The organism is Pedobacter sp. FW305-3-2-15-E-R2A2, from assembly GCF_038446955.1.
Taxonomy (GTDB): domain Bacteria; phylum Bacteroidota; class Bacteroidia; order Sphingobacteriales; family Sphingobacteriaceae; genus Pedobacter.
Genome location: NZ_CP151803.1, coordinates 1,443,211 through 1,458,304 on the forward strand (window position 1 = coordinate 1,443,211; position 15,094 = coordinate 1,458,304).

The following is a 15,094-nucleotide window of genomic DNA, read 5'->3' on the forward strand; positions in this document are numbered from 1 at the left end:
CAGTTTCCCGGTAGAATGGGCAAAGGAGCAGATCAAATATATCATTATAATTCCGGGAATGAGCCGTTTATTCGTGTTTTAAAGCGACTTGGTCAATTGCTTTCTATAAGCGCCCGGAGTAATTCCCCTATGTTTTTTAAATAACCTCGATAAATAGCTTTCATCTGTGAAATTGAGTTCTTCTGCGATCTCGCTAATCCTCATATTGCTATGGGCAAGTCTGGTTTCTACCAGTTTTAACCTATAATTGATCACATATTCCTGGATGCTTTCTCCGGTCCGTTCCCGGAAAAGTTCTCCCAGGTAATTTGGGGAGAAATTAAAATGATCGGCAATGGCTTTGATTCTCAGACGCTCAGGTTCTGCAATGTATTGCTGTAAATAAGCAACAATCTGAATGATGTCGTTCTTTGGTGTTTTCCTGCGCAATTTCGGAGGCTCCGTTAAGGAAATGTTACGGGCAAGAATATTCACTAAGGTAGAGACAGACTGCCGGATGACGAGCAGATAACCGGCTTCTTTCTGTTGGTATTCCCGGATGATGGCCGAGAGGAGTGCTTTCCCAAACTGTTCATCGTCTGGATTGCGGTATACACATCCTGCTTTCGCATGGAGGTTATTGAAGAGGTATTGCGCCTTCTTTGTCCAGTCGCAGAATTCCAACGCCTCTACTTCATTTTTAAACTGAGAGAAGGATAAGTCATTGAAGCGGATAAAAAGAAAATGGGTCTTGCACTGCAACTCAAAGGAGTATTTATCTTGTGGACTGAGCAGAAATATTTTACCATCGGAATAATCGTGGGTATTTCCATTGATCAATGCCTTTCCCGTTCCGGAGATCACATATGCCAGTTCAAACACCTGGTGTACGGCAGGGCCCTTCCATACCGCTGTTTCCAGTAGAAACAGGTCAAAAGGCTGCTTTTTTTCCTTGGTATACATCTCGGCAAATGTACAGGATAATCCTTTTAAAGTCCAATTTATCTCCCGGACATTAGTGCTTCCTTTGTGCCCTGAATGAATTGATATGGCAGAAATGAACAGCACAATACCTTATTCCGCCCGCTGGCAGGCCTTGGCGGTATTATTGATGGGCGCCTTTTTATCCCCCCTGGATTTCTTTATCGTAAATGTGGCCTTACCGGCGATGCAACTGGATTTACATGCCAGCAGTTCCGAGCTTCAGTTCATCGTTACCGGGTATGGTGCTGTTTATGCGGTCTTTGTGGTGACTGGTGGACGTTTAGGAGATATATATGGTCGGAAGCGCATTTTTATGACCGGAATGTGTCTCTTTACCCTGACTTCTGCTGCTTGTGCAATGGCCTCAAATGCGGAAGTGCTGATTGCTGCAAGGATCTTACAAGGCCTGGCAGCAGCATTGCTGGCCCCACAAGTGCTTTCCTCCATCAGGGTGATCTTTCCGGCAATGGAACAGCCAAAGGCGATGGGTTTATTTGGAGCTACCTTCGGACTGGCAGCTATCGCCGGACAGCTTTGCGGAGGAGTCTTACTGGAATGGCAACCCTTCGGACTAACCTGGGAAACGGTTTTCCTGATTAATGTTCCTATCGGCCTTATCGCCATTGTGCTGGCCTTGCTCGTTATTCCGGAAAACCGGCCAGAAAAAAGACCTAAGCTAGATATACCCGGTGTGGTCCTCATTTCTATTACTTTGTTCCTGTTCATCTATCCCTTAATCAAGGGAAGGGAGGCTGGATGGCCGCTCTGGGTATTCATTTGCATGGCGATGTCCTTGCCTTTTGGACTCTGGTTTATACGTACAGAACAACGCGTTACTGCCCTGGGGCGAGACCCTTTAATCTATTTAAAGTTGTTTAAGGACAAGAGATTTGTCACAGGACTGGCAGTTATTTTTCTTTTTAACAATACCGCTTCCTTTTTTATGATCTATCCGGTTTATTTGCAAAGTGGCTTTCATTGGACGGTGTTGTCTGCAGGTCTGGCAGTATTGCCTTATGCGGCAGGATTCTTTATAGGGCCGTTGCTTAGCGCGGTATTGGCGAAGAAATATAAGGATCATGTACTGACCATCGGACTGTCTTTATTGAGCATCGGATTTATCCTGTCGGCGGGAGTATTGTGGTATGATCCATTACCAGGCGAGTTTTTATATGGCGCTTTATTGTGCGCTGGTATAGGTCATGGTATTGTGATGCCGGTTGTGGTGAGAATGGTTCTGGCAGATATACCCATCGCCACCGCTGGCCTGGCGGCAGGCATTGTAAGTACGGCCATTCAGTTGGGCAGTGCCTTGGGAGTTGCGGTGATCGGAACATTATTCTTCAGTATTCTTCCGTTCGTTGGCAGTTATACGAATGCTTTTATAATTGCGCTCCTTGTACTGGGATCACTGGAATTAACGGCGTTATACTATGGAATAAAAATGAAACGGTCATGATTGCTTCATAACCGATAAAAACAGTAAATATTAATCATATGAATTTAAACGAATTGGCCATCCATGAAATTGTTCATTTCCATGAGCAGATTGGGAAATGGTTTCGCGGAGAGATGAGCCCAAATGAAAAAGAAGCAATGTTGGCATTACATAATTTTCATGCAAACTTTAAGATGATCAGTCCTACAGGAGCTTACAAGAGCCGCAGTGATCTGGCGGATTGGTTGCCTTCGGTTTATGGCGCAAAGCCCGGCATTGTCCTGGAAGTAAAAAACGTCAGCTTGCGTTTTGAACAGGGAGGAGGATTATTAATGGAATATGTAGAGACACAAAGCGGAGGAGGTATGGACAATACGCGGATTTCAACGGCTTTGTTTGTGCAGAACGAAAACGGACAGCTGCAATGGTGGAATCTACACGAAACCTTCCTTCCATAGAACTTCCTGCCATAAAATAGACCCCATCGAAAAAAGGGTAATGCTTTTTTTTAAAACAAAATGATTGAAATGACTAAACACTTTTAAGCTAATTTAAAAGTGTTTAGTTGGTAGAGACTGGGGATCGTGTTTCACTCAATTAAGCCCAAAACTCGTTTTCCTTTTCCAGATCTGCAGAAAAGATTTCTGCCTGGACGATTTGTCCGTTTTCTACAGTATAGACGTCAATGTTGTCGACTTCCATGGTGTTCCCGTTCGGCTGACTGGCAGTCCAACGTAAAACGCAGGATGCTTTATTGCCATTTGCACCGATCATAGTGATGTCCGTTAACCGCAGGGTATTGGCCGAAAGTTCAAACATTTTCCCTACCATCTGGAAGACTTCCGCATTAGATTTCTTGATTCCTGAGATTTGATTTTCTCCGGGCTGACTCCAGGTAACCGATGGGTGTAACAAGGTGGCCAGTTTTTCATTATCACCGTTTTGTACTGCTGTTAAGAATGCGCTAACTACGCTTTTTGCTTCGTTTTTCATGTTGTTTTTATTTTTAAAGGTTTGTTTATTTTCTTGTTGTTGTTGAAACAAAGGTCAGCAATAGGAGCGGCTGGGCTGATACCTTTTGACGACATAGGATTACCATTTCGCGCCATAACTCGTTTTTGTCCTGCTGACTTCCTTATCTTCAGGTTATAAATTGATAAAATGGAAGATCAGGTAAAGAAATTGGTGTTGAGCATCCTGGCTTATGCGGTACAACGTGACCTATCAGCCGAAGTATTGTGCCGTTTGTCAAATGTGACCATCGCAGAGTTAAAGGAAGGAGAGGTGCCGCTTTCTGCTAAACAGCTGAATGATGTTTGGTTGAATGCAGTACATTTAACTAAGGATGAATGTTTTGGCTTGCATTTTGGAGAATCCCTGCAATTGTCGGCATTAGGGATTGTAGGTGAAATCATAAAGGCCAGTGATACGGTTGGCGCAGCATTGACAATCGCTGCATCACTAACGCCATTGGTGACCAATGCTTTCTGTTTGGTCTTAGCCGGGGATGAAAATACGTTTACGGTTAAGTTTGTGCCGCAGATAGAGGAATGGGAGCAATCTCCTGCATTGCTGCAAACACTGGACTTTTTAATGGTATTCGTGATCCATGAACTGGACGGATTACTTTTAAAGAAGGTCAGGCCGATTGCTGTCAAATATACTGCAAGTGCGAATCAGGAAAAGGAATATGAACGGGTGATGCGTTGCCAGCCGGAGTTTAATCAGTTGGAGAATGCGATTACTTTCGATCTGAGTTATTGGAAGGAACCTATCCTTTCTGCTAATTTTGAATTACAAAGAATGCTGGTAGAAAAGATAAAGCCATTTAGTGGAATGATCGACGGAACGATGACCTTGCAGACGAGGATTTACAATTACCTGATGAGCAATGCCTACCTGGGCATCATCTCTCAGGAACAAATTGCGTCAAATTTCAATATCAGTACAAGAACTTTACAGCGCAAACTGAAGGAGGAAGGAATTAGCTTTCAGCAATTGGCGGATGATGCACGAAAAGCTTTGGCCATTAATTATCTGAAATCAGGATCGTATCCTTTGAAACAGATTTCCCATATGTTGGGTTATAATGAAATCACCGCGTTCACGCGTACATTTAAACGATGGACAGGAACAACGCCTGCGGTTTATCAAAAGAACGAGAACTGATCCGGAAAAAGAACAGAATGAAAAAGATGGCACTGATGACAATCATTTTGAGGTTAAAGCCGTTATTGATGAACTTGCGCTATCTTAAACATGGCGTAATCCATTAATTTTATATCCATATGAAAAGAACAGAATGGTTTGATCGTAAATTCCCGCTCATTGAGGACAACGGTTTGATGCCTTCTATTATCGGGCGCCTTGCAGGAACAGCAGCAAGGATCGAAGAATTAATAACATCTGTAAACTCTGCTTTATTGGAGCTGAAATCCGAAGGTAAATGGAGCATAAAGGAAGAGATAGGCCACCTGGTAGATATGGAGCCTTTATGGTTCGGAAGGGTAGAAGATGTGATCAATAATGAGCTGGAGTTGAGAATGGCAGATTTAACCAACCGAAAAACTCATGAAGCAAATCATAATGCAAAGGACATAAAGCTGCTAACAGCGCAATTCCGTGGAGAAAGAGCAAGGCTGGTGGCTCGCCTTGACCGTTTGCCGGATCAGCAGTTGTTTAATTCTGCATTGCATCCACGAATGAAAATACCGATGCGTATCGTTGATCATGCTTATTTTGTGGCAGAGCATGATGACCATCACCTGGCAGCTATTCGCAACATTTTGCTGAATGTGGAATCTTTGTTTTGAGCTGTCTCAAATTGAAAAAATTATTTTGAGACAGCCATCATGCAGTTTTTATGGTTTTATTCTCAGGAGGTCTAAATCCTGAAAGTCAAAGCTAAAATCAGTATTAGGGGAGATTGCTTTCATTTTTATGCTTTGTGCCTTCCCTTCCTCATCCAGCGCAAACATGGCAAAGGCATCACAGTTCATGTCCTGATAATCCCACTTTATGGCAAAAGTATTTGCTTTATAAAATTGCATCTGTCCGGTCAATTTTGGCGATCGGTAGGATTTAAACCAGAGTTGTTTGTCTTTTAGATATATTTCTATTTTTCCAAACCATTTGTCCTGGTAAAGGCCTATAAAATTTTCCTGATTTATACTGGTTTTCTTTCCGGCTTTTACGGTTTCCCAAACTTTTTTGACGATATCATCTCCTGTATTTTTTTGTGAATTAAAATACCCGTAGTATTTTTCGGTCCATCCAAAATCCTGCAATCCTAAATAGCTGTCAATAATCGTTTGGCTGACCGCTGAAAATACACCTGCACCACCGTTTTCAGTATTTGTCAGTATGGTGATGCCAAGATTTAAATCTGGTATCATGGTTACAATAGAGAGCATTCCAGGAATTCCTCCCGTGTGGGAAACACTCAGATTGCCTTTGATGTCTGCTATTTCCCAGCCCAATCCGTAACCTCTGAAATGGGAGTTATATCTCGGGTTTTGGTCAGCATCTTCTACTGTATGTATTTTCCACATCTCGTATTGGCTCTCCGGAGAAAAGAGCTGGGACTGTAAAGTTGTGCCGTATTTGCCTTTATTTAGCTGTGTAAGCATCCATTTTGACATGTCATTGGCATTGGAAAATATTCCACCAGCTGCCCCGTTCATCATGTCCCCAAATGTTCCTATTTTCTTGATTAGGCCAGAGGAGGAAGAGTGTGCCGAGGATAGATTGCCTTTTTCCTTCATTCCTGCGAGGGAGCTATAGGATGCTTTCATTTCTAATGGCAGCATAATGCGTTTTTGCACGAAATCTTCCCAACTCATTCCGCTTGTTCTTGCAATCACTTCGCCTGCGACAAGATAAAGCTGATTGTCATAATCGAAATGGGTTCGAAATGCAGATACAGGTTTGAAATGTTGAAAGTTACTGACCACATCTTTAATCGTGAAATCAGAACCATCGGGAAAAAGCATTAAATCGCCGGCTCCCAGACCAAGTCCGCTTCGGTGTGTCAACAGATCCTGAATATTGAAGTTCTCTGTTACATAGTCGTTGTACATTTTGAATTCTGGAATGTGCGCTTTTACTTTGTCGGTCCAGGATAGTTTTCCCTCTTCCACTAAAATAGCCAGTGCTGCGGTTGTAAACGCTTTACTATTTGAGCCAATCGCAAAATTGGTGTTTTCATCTACAGGCTGTTTGGTTTCAATGGAGCTTACACCAAAACCTTTTTTGTAAATTACCTTGCCATCTTTCACTATAGCTACTGAGGCACCTGCCACGTTAAATTTTTTAATGGCATTTTCTACAAGGACATCAACGTCTTTATCCGGTAGTTGGGAATAAGAAGGATTGTCTGCAAAAAATATAAACAACGTGAAAAGAGATAGTATTGATTTTAATTGGTTCATTTAATTTTTATTTAATTTATCATTATTTCCTGTAGACAGTTCGGATTTTTCTAATGTACGCAGCATTTTTAATTTATGAAATAATAGTTGTTTTGTTACCTTTTACAGCGCGTATATATTTTAAGACTCAGCGATGTCTTGTCTGTTACCATTTAAAATGAATAATTATGCAATTTCCTGATGATGAGTGCATAAGATATTAAGCCCTTGCGGGTAGTGATTAGGATAGGTAAGACACCGGTTTTGGGGGAGGTGATTTCAATCGCAAATAAATTATTCGGTTGAAAACGCTGATAAATCAGATTTAAAAAAAAAGCTAACAATACAATTGTTAGCTTTTACAGAGTGTTTAAACTCTTTTCAGTACTCAGAGCGGGAATCGAACCCGCACGACTTTTAAGGTCACAGGATTTTAAGTCCTGCGTGTCTACCAGTTCCACCATCTGAGCAGGTGTTAACCTTTTAAATTAAATGCCCTCATGTAATGAAGGCATTTAGAGCGAAAGACGAGATTCGAACTCGCGACCCCGACCTTGGCAAGGTCGTGCTCTACCAACTGAGCTACTTTCGCATGATTTTGCTTTTAACATCATCCGATGTTGCCATTCTAGTAAAGTGTATTTTGTAATACCCTTTGTTTCGTTTGGGAATGCAAATATAGACACTTTTATTTTCCTGTCAAGTTTTTTTTATAAATAATTTGAATGTTTAGTATAAGTCATTGGACTTCAATACTTCCATGATCAAATTATTTTCAAAACCTTTACTCATGAGGTGGGTAATGAGCTTATTTCGTCTTTTGTAAGGGTCTTTTTCAGTGATTGATGCTGACTTTTTCTCCGCGGAAGCGAGTATGGCTTTCAAATATTCATCATAATCTATCTTATTTAAGGCTTTCAAAATCATTTTCTCCGGAACTTTTTTCAGTTTCAGTGCCTGCTTGATTTTGATCTTACCCCATTTTTTGATGTTAAACTTTCCGGAAACATAAGCCTGGGCAAACCTTTCTTCATTCAAAAAGTTGGTGCTGATGAGTTCGGAGATCAATTCTTCGACCTCATCTTTGTGTAATCCGAATTCATAAAGCTTATCACGAACTTCCTGTTGCGCGCGCTCCTGATAGGCACAATAATGCTCGGCCTTAAACAAAGCGGTCTTCTTATCCAGTCTGACGGTTTTTTTATCTGATGTTTCCAATGCTTACAATATTACATATTCGACAACAAGCAGGCGCATGAACTGAGTTGTTTTTGAGTAAAATTTAAACCGATGCCAATGATGACCTCTGAATGTTTGTGGCCAGCTTCCCCAATTGCTGAAGCTTCTTTTCCAATGACGAGGTCCATGGCAATCCAAAGCTCAGACGCATGCAATGGTCAAACTGAGCCTGAAGGCTGAACATTCTTCCCGGAGCGATACTGATGTGTTGTTTCATCGCCTGCTGGTATAAGTCTACAGTGTTGACCGCTTTATCCAGTTCAACCCATAAAAAATAACCTCCTTGTGGCTGACTCACCTTAGTTCCTTCAGGAAAATAATCGGCGATGGCGCCAATATATTTCCTGCTGTTGTGGTATAAGGACTGACGTAATTTTCTCAGATGATTTTCATAACGGCCATTTTTGAGAAAGATGGAAACGACTTCTGAGGTTAGGGGAGCAGAAGAAAGTGCATGGTACCGTTTAAGTTTCATCACCTGATCTTTGAACTTTCCGGGAGCGATCCAGCCTACCCTATAACCGGGAGCGAGTGTTTTGGAGATAGAATTGCAATAGAGGACTAAACCGCTTTCATCGTATGTTTTGCAGGTTGTTGGTCTGTTGTTGCTAAAATAGAGGTCGCCGTGAATGTCGTCTTCTATCAGCGGAACATGGTAATGTTCGAGTAGCCTGACGACTTCTTTTTTATGTTCATCCGGCATGGAGGAGCCGCAGGGATTGTTGAAATTACTTACAAAAAGGCATACTTTGATTTTATTGCTCGCGAGGGCTTTCTTTAAAGCTTCGAGTTCAATTCCGGTAATGGCATTCGTAGGCAGCTCCAGGACATTCAGGCCAAGGCTTTTTGCCAACTGTAAGATTCCAAAATAAGCCGGACTTTCTATGGCAATGGTATCGCCGGGATTGCTCACTGCCATCAGGGCATAAGAAATGGCATTGATGCATCCTGCAGTAGTAATGAGGTCTTTTTCGGTGAGGTCAGCACCCCAGCCAAAGGACCATTTTGCGATTTCTCTTCTCAGCTCTTCATTTCCCTGAGTCGGCTCATAACTTGTCCCACTGGCAGGTAGGCTGCGCATCGCTTGCATCAGCCCTTTATTTAGCTTGGCAATAGGTAAGAAGTCGTCATGTGGCATGCCCAATGAAAAAAGGGTATTTTTAGGGTCTTCCCGATCCATATAAACTTTGTTCACCAGATCGTCTGGGGTCAACAAGCCATTTAACGCAGATGGATTACTGGTTTCAGGAATAGCCAGACGCTTTACGGGAGGGATGCAGACATAATATCCGGAACGGGGGCGGGTTTCGATTAAAGACCTGCTTTCCAGCTCATAATAAGCTTGTGTTACGGTGCTCATACTCAATCCCTGTTCCCTGCAGAGCATCCTTACAGAAGGCAGTTTATCACCTGCCTTCAAAACCTCATCTATGATTTGCTTTTCCAGCCTGTCAGCAATTTTCAGGTATAAAAATGGCTTGCTTTTTATATTCATTTCAGATAACTGTATTGATCAAATGTAATCAAATTGTATCTGTAGTGGTTCTTATCCTTTCAGATTAGTCCATTTTCTTTTTCATCTCATATTGATTCACAAACGCTGTAAGGCCAATTGATTTTAAGAAGCTAAGGGTGTCAGTCGCGGCCGCATCTACATTTACCAAAGAGAGCTCTGCCTTATTTTCATTATAGATGTGTTGAAACAGGGCACTGCCCAATCCTTGTTTTCTATAGTCTTTTGCCACCGCGAACTGAGAAATCCGGTTGTTTTGTGGATTGTAGCTGGCATAGGCAACCAATTTTTCATCCAGATGAATTCCAATACTATTGTTTCCGCTTCCGATATTTTTTAAAGCAGTGGTCGCATTTTGCCAGGTAGGTTGCCAATCCCAGAAAGATGCCCATGTGTCCCAGTCCATCTCTTTCAGTGCAAGGACGGGATATGATTTGCTATCTTCCTGAATTTGCGGAATGCCTTTGAAGCAAATCAATGTTCTGTGTATCTTATACCCTGTTGATTCATAGCTTTTGATTGCTTGAATGTTTTGTTCCAACACTTCGAGGTAGCAGTTCTTTACTCCGGCTGCCTCCAAAGAAGGCAGTATAAACCGGTAAATTAATTTGGTCAGCTGCTGACCTCTTTTCGATGGGATCACTCCTGTTCCTGCATTGTAGGCTGCCTTTTCTCCATTTACAAGCGCAATTCCATGTAAGATAAAACCGATTAGTCTTTCGGACTCAAAAACCCCTGCCGAAAGACTAAGGTCTATGGAATCTGAAACTAATTTCCGCTCTAATTGCTCTTTTGTTAGCTGTAGTCTGACGAAATAATCCGAAAAAGATTCATTAAAGGTTTCCAGTAAAACCTCAAGAGATATGTTTTCTAAATTTTTAAATTGTAGCATGCGATCTGTGTTTCCGTATTGCTTGCTAAATTATATATTTCTCTTTAAAGGGAAGGTGATGGAGGTTCATGTTTTAAGATTTTTACATGCTTTGAGAGCGGTAGGAGACAGCTTGCAGTATCCCCCAATATAGGTCCGTTTTTGACGCGTTGCTTACCCGCCTTTAACACGCTTTCAAGCGGGTGTGCACCGAGTATAGAGCGTGTATAGAGCCTGGTTAGAGCGCGTATAGGTAGTAGCGGTTTCAAGGCGCTCCCGAAGCTGTCTTTTGGCTGTCGCAAGGCAATTTTTTATAGGTTCCAAATCATGGTATTCCTGATATGGGTTTACATAAAAGATGTTCCTGTTTTCTGATTTTTAAATAAATGATTGGAGATCTCAGGATGCCTTAGATTTTTAATATAAATGCTTTAATTTTGACGCATGAGTAATGTCATCTACACGATTGATCATTTTGCGAAAATTCTTCAGGCAAAATCCTTTATTTCTAATCCGGAACTTGAAATTACCAGGCTGGTAATTGACAGCAGAAGCGTCATTGATCCGGAGAACTCCTTGTTTTTTGCTTTGAGTGGGAAGCGCGATGGTCATGAATATCTGGAAGATGCTTACGCAAATGGGATCAGAAGTTTTGTGATCAGTGACTCTAAATATCTGGAAACTTTTGCTGATGCCAATGTTTTGCTGGTAGCTGATGTGCTTGTTGCCTTGCAAAGCCTGGCCATCATTCATCGGGAGCAGTATGATCTGAAAGTGCTGGCCATCACAGGAAGCAATGGGAAAACCGTCGTTAAAGAATGGTTGTATCAATTGCTGGCGGCTGATTTTAATATTGTCAGAAGCCCAAAAAGCTTTAATTCCCAGATTGGGGTGCCTTTATCTGTCTGGAACATCTCTGAAGAACATACGTTAGGGATTTTCGAGGCTGGGATTTCCAAAGAAAATGAGATGGAGGCGCTTGAGAAAATTATTCGGCCTACTATAGGGATTTTAACGAACCTGGGAGAGGCTCATGCAGAAGGCTTTGCTTCTCAGAAAGATAAGCTCCTGGAAAAGTTAAAGCTTTTTAAAGATGCCGAATTATTTATTTACTCGCCGGAATATACGCTTGGCCTTCCCACATCAGAGTTACCGGGGCAGACAAAATTCTCCTGGAGCATGAAACAGAAGGCTGACCTGCAAATTTCTTTTATTGAGCCAATTGAAGACCGCAATTATATTAGGGCGATCTTTAAGGGAGCAGAGATAGAATGTTTGATTCCCTTCTCCGACAGAGCTTCGGTTGAAAACGGAATAATCTGTTGGGCGAGCTTATTGTCTATGGGCTACACTCCGGAAGAAGCTGATGCACGTTTAGAGAAACTTACCAGAGTAGGAATGCGGCTGGAACTAAAAAACGGCATCAATCAATGCTCCGTGATTGACGATTCCTATAGTGCTGACACCTCTTCATTAGCGATTGCGCTGGATTTCCTTAACCTGCAAAACCAACACCCTAAGAAAACATTGATCCTGTCTGACTTACATGAAACAGGCAGAAATGAAGTCGAGCTTTATACCGAAATAGCGGCTTTGCTGAAGCAAAAGAACCTGAACCGGCTCATCGGAATCGGCCCTCATATCTCTGCATCAGCATCCTTGTTCGATATGGAGGCTGCTTTTTTTGAAAGTACACAGGATTTTATAGATCATTTTCCTGCAGTTCATTTCAGCAATGAAACCATCCTGGTAAAGGGAGCGAGAAAATTTGAATTTGAACGGATCAGTAAGCTGATCACCCAAAAAGTACATGATACGGTGCTGGAGATTGACCTGAATGCCCTTGCCGGTAATCTGCAGTTTTACAGAAATAAGCTACAACCAAAGGTGAAAATAATGGCAATGGTGAAAGCCTTCTCCTATGGAAGTGGCAGCTTTGAAATTGCAAACGTGCTCCAATATCATAAAGTAGATTACCTTGCCGTGGCCTATACAGATGAAGGTGTCGCCTTAAGAAAAGGAGGGATTACGATGCCAATTATGGTGATGAGTCCTGAACCATCGGCTTTTGACGCCATCGTAAAATATAAACTGGAACCCGAAATATACAATCTGGACATTTTAAATAGTTTCATCAGCTTCCTGTCCGCAGATGTGTATGATTATCCGATCCACCTGAAAATAGATACCGGAATGCATCGTTTAGGCTTCAAAGAAACCGACCTTGCCGCATTGCTGGAAACCATCAATGGCAGCAGGAAAGTCAAAGTAGTCTCTGCATTTTCCCATCTTGTTGGAAGTGAGGATGAACATCACGACGCATTTACGAAACACCAGATTGAAAGATTCAGTGCATTTGCTCAACAAATTTCAGAGGGCTTAGGTTATAAATTCATTTGGCACATCTCCAATACCTCCGGGATTACTCGTCATCCGGAAGCCCAGATGGATATGGTAAGGTTAGGAATAGGGCTTTATGGTTATGACGGAGGACTCCCTAAAAAGAATGGATTACAAACCGCTGTTGTCCTAAAAACCACCGTTACCCAGGTCATAGAGGTCAAGCCAAATGAAACCATCGGATATGGACGAAATGGAATTCTGCCCAATGGAGGAACAACGGCGACTGTAAAAATCGGATATGCAGATGGCTATAACCGAAGGTTTGGAAACGGCAGAGGTAAAATGCTGATCAATGGAAAGCTGGTGCCTACAATTGGCAGCATCTGTATGGACATGTGTATGTTAGATGTGACTGGAATACCGGTAAAAACAGGGGATGAGGTGATCGTTTTCAATGGAGAACTGACCATCGCCGACCTGGCAGAACAAATTGAAACCATCCCTTATGAGATCTTAACAAATATTTCACAAAGGGTTAAACGGGTCTATTTTTATGAGTAGTTTTGCAGCATGAACAGAATTGGTCGGGCTTTTTTAAGGTACCTCATTAAGGGGCTCCTTATCGTATTGCCTATTGCGCTTAGTATTTTTATTGTAATCTGGGCTGTCACAACTGTAGACAGCTGGTTGAACGTGAACAATATTTTAGGTGTTGATCCAAGAACCGGAGCGAGTAGGAACATCCCGGGGTTGGGGCTATTGCTTGTGATCTCCATCACACTCATCGCCGGAATATTTGTCACCAACTTCGTAACGGAACCAATGTACAATTGGTTTACGAAAATACTGGACAGACTTCCCATCCTGAAATTCATCTATTCGTCGATAAAGGACCTGACTGAAGCCTTTGTGGGGGATGAGAAAAAATTCAATAACCCTGTGTTGGTAGAAGTGGAAGGTGATCTGAAACGAATCGGCTTCCTCACCCAAAGTGACCTTACAAATATTGGCCTTCCCGGAGAAGCAGTGGTGTATTTCCCCTTCTCTTATTCTTTTGCCGGCCAGGTATATGTCGTGAAAAATGAAAAGATAAAACCGCTAAACATGAGCGCTGCCGATGCAATGAAGCTGGTGGTTTCAGGTGGCGTTAGTCATTTTTAGATTTCTAATGATAATTAAGAATAATTAGATAAAAACCATATAGTTATTCGCCTCCTCAAATCTTTTGCTGAAGGGCAAAATATTTGTATGTCGTCTCATAACCAAATGGTTTTTATTTTAAATTAAGTTCCAAAATAAAGCTCCTGACCTATACGCATTAAAGAAGCCTTAAAAAATCCATAGGAGTGCTGCCTATGCGATAAAATGGGGTATTTCAGACGGTGGTTAGTCCTTTCTAAGGAGATTAAATAAAACAAAAAGGATATGGTTATGAGGCGACATTCAAATGTTTTGCCCTTCAGCAAAAGATTTGAGGAGACGAATAATTATATCCTTTTTTGTTGGACCTTAATTCCGGATTAAGCCCTCTATATGCGCCAAATAAAAAACGCCTTACAAAAGTAAAGCGTTGCAAATAAAATAAATTGAAGCCTCCCGAAAGATTAAAAATTCGGTTTCAAGACATACTTATCATAGAACCTGAAAATATGTTCTGCTGCTTCTTCCGCCGTATCCACTAACCTGAACAGGTTTAAATCTTCAGCATGGATGTTGTGTTCCTTCTGTAGCATGGTGTTTTTGATCCAGTCTACCAGGCCACCCCAATAATCTTTACCTACCAATACGATCGGGAATCTTGCAATCTTTCCGGTTTGAATCAGCGTAATCGCTTCGAAAAGCTCATCCATTGTTCCCATACCACCTGGCAACACGACAAATCCCTGAGAATACTTCATAAACATTACTTTCCTGATGAAGAAGTAATCAAATTCCAATAACTTATTGTGGTCAATGTATTTATTGTGAAACTGCTCGAATGGAAGGTCAATATTTAAGCCTACTGACTTTCCACCGTTCATATGTGCACCTTTATTTCCTGCTTCCATAATTCCGGGACCACCACCAGTGATGACACCGTAACCACGTTCAGTTAACAGTCTGCCGCATTCTACTGCGATCTCATAATACTTATTGGTTTCTGCTGTTCTTGCTGATCCAAAGATGGATACACAAGGGCCTATTTTTGCTAATTTCTCGAAGCCGTCTACGAATTCGGCCATTATCTTAAAGATCTGCCAAGAGTCTGTAACCTTTATCTCCTGCCAGTTTTTGTTCTCAAACGCACTTCTTATTTTCTCTTCACTTGTCATTCTATA

The 15,094-nt window shown here is 41.8% G+C and carries 13 protein-coding genes and 2 tRNA genes; 6 read left to right on the plus strand and 9 right to left on the minus strand.

Features of this window, described 5'->3' with window-relative positions; all coding sequences use genetic code 11:
• Nucleotides 1–78: 78 nt before the first annotated feature.
• Complete coding sequence (locus tag AAFF35_RS06040) at nt 79–942, minus strand: AraC family transcriptional regulator (protein ID WP_342331507.1); 864 nt, start codon at nt 940–942, stop codon at nt 79–81.
• Between the two features lie 94 nt (nt 943–1,036).
• On the opposite strand from AAFF35_RS06040, the gene AAFF35_RS06045 reads away from it, so the two are divergent.
• Both AAFF35_RS06045 and AAFF35_RS06050 read left to right on the plus strand, forming a co-directional pair.
• Entirely contained in the window at nt 1,037–2,422 is a 1,386-nt protein-coding gene (locus AAFF35_RS06045; RefSeq protein ID WP_342331509.1) for an MFS transporter, read from the plus strand.
• Nucleotides 2,423–2,460: 38 nt separating this feature from the next.
• Complete coding sequence (locus AAFF35_RS06050; protein WP_342331510.1) at nt 2,461–2,859, plus strand: hypothetical protein; 399 nt, start codon at nt 2,461–2,463, stop codon at nt 2,857–2,859.
• Nucleotides 2,860–2,998: 139 nt separating this feature from the next.
• Here AAFF35_RS06050 and AAFF35_RS06055 read toward each other — a convergent pair whose 3' ends face one another.
• The gene (locus AAFF35_RS06055; protein ID WP_342331511.1) at nt 2,999–3,394 is read right to left on the minus strand and encodes a nuclear transport factor 2 family protein; all 396 of its coding nucleotides are present in this window, start codon (nt 3,392–3,394) and stop codon (nt 2,999–3,001) included.
• Between the two features lie 168 nt (nt 3,395–3,562).
• On the opposite strand from AAFF35_RS06055, the gene AAFF35_RS06060 reads away from it, so the two are divergent.
• Nucleotides 3,563–4,570, plus strand: coding sequence for an AraC family transcriptional regulator ligand-binding domain-containing protein (locus tag AAFF35_RS06060; RefSeq protein WP_342331512.1), 1,008 nt, complete (start codon nt 3,563–3,565; stop codon nt 4,568–4,570).
• A 119-nt stretch (nt 4,571–4,689) separates the two neighbouring features.
• The gene (locus AAFF35_RS06065) at nt 4,690–5,214 is read left to right on the plus strand and encodes a DinB family protein (RefSeq protein ID WP_342331513.1); all 525 of its coding nucleotides are present in this window, start codon (nt 4,690–4,692) and stop codon (nt 5,212–5,214) included.
• A 48-nt stretch (nt 5,215–5,262) separates the two neighbouring features.
• Here AAFF35_RS06065 and AAFF35_RS06070 read toward each other — a convergent pair whose 3' ends face one another.
• From AAFF35_RS06070 to AAFF35_RS06095, 6 genes are all read right to left on the minus strand, one after another.
• Nucleotides 5,263–6,831: a serine hydrolase gene (locus AAFF35_RS06070; RefSeq protein WP_342331514.1), complete on the minus strand. Its 1,569-nt coding sequence runs from the start codon at nt 6,829–6,831 to the stop codon at nt 5,263–5,265.
• Between the two features lie 364 nt (nt 6,832–7,195).
• Nucleotides 7,196–7,280: transfer RNA gene (locus AAFF35_RS06075), tRNA-Leu, on the minus strand.
• A gap of 49 nt (nt 7,281–7,329) precedes the next feature.
• Nucleotides 7,330–7,402 (minus strand) — tRNA-Gly (locus AAFF35_RS06080).
• Between the two features lie 137 nt (nt 7,403–7,539).
• Nucleotides 7,540–8,028 carry a regulatory protein RecX gene (locus AAFF35_RS06085; protein WP_342331515.1) on the minus strand — a complete coding sequence of 163 codons (489 nt, stop codon included), beginning with the start codon at nt 8,026–8,028 and terminating at the stop codon, nt 7,540–7,542.
• Nucleotides 8,029–8,092: 64 nt separating this feature from the next.
• Complete coding sequence (locus AAFF35_RS06090; protein WP_342331516.1) at nt 8,093–9,544, minus strand: PLP-dependent aminotransferase family protein; 1,452 nt, start codon at nt 9,542–9,544, stop codon at nt 8,093–8,095.
• Between the two features lie 64 nt (nt 9,545–9,608).
• Nucleotides 9,609–10,454 (minus strand): GNAT family N-acetyltransferase, encoded by an 846-nt coding sequence (locus AAFF35_RS06095; RefSeq protein WP_342331517.1) that lies wholly within the window; start codon nt 10,452–10,454, stop codon nt 9,609–9,611.
• A gap of 423 nt (nt 10,455–10,877) precedes the next feature.
• On the opposite strand from AAFF35_RS06095, the gene AAFF35_RS06100 reads away from it, so the two are divergent.
• Entirely contained in the window at nt 10,878–13,337 is a 2,460-nt protein-coding gene (locus tag AAFF35_RS06100) for a bifunctional UDP-N-acetylmuramoyl-tripeptide:D-alanyl-D-alanine ligase/alanine racemase (protein WP_342331518.1), read from the plus strand.
• A 9-nt stretch (nt 13,338–13,346) separates the two neighbouring features.
• A complete protein-coding gene (locus AAFF35_RS06105) occupies nt 13,347–13,937 on the plus strand; it encodes a DUF502 domain-containing protein (protein ID WP_124578852.1) in 591 nt (196 codons plus the stop codon).
• Nucleotides 13,938–14,380: 443 nt separating this feature from the next.
• Here AAFF35_RS06105 and AAFF35_RS06110 read toward each other — a convergent pair whose 3' ends face one another.
• Complete coding sequence (locus tag AAFF35_RS06110; RefSeq protein WP_073231079.1) at nt 14,381–15,088, minus strand: TIGR00730 family Rossman fold protein; 708 nt, start codon at nt 15,086–15,088, stop codon at nt 14,381–14,383.
• Nucleotides 15,089–15,094: the final 6 nt, after the last annotated feature.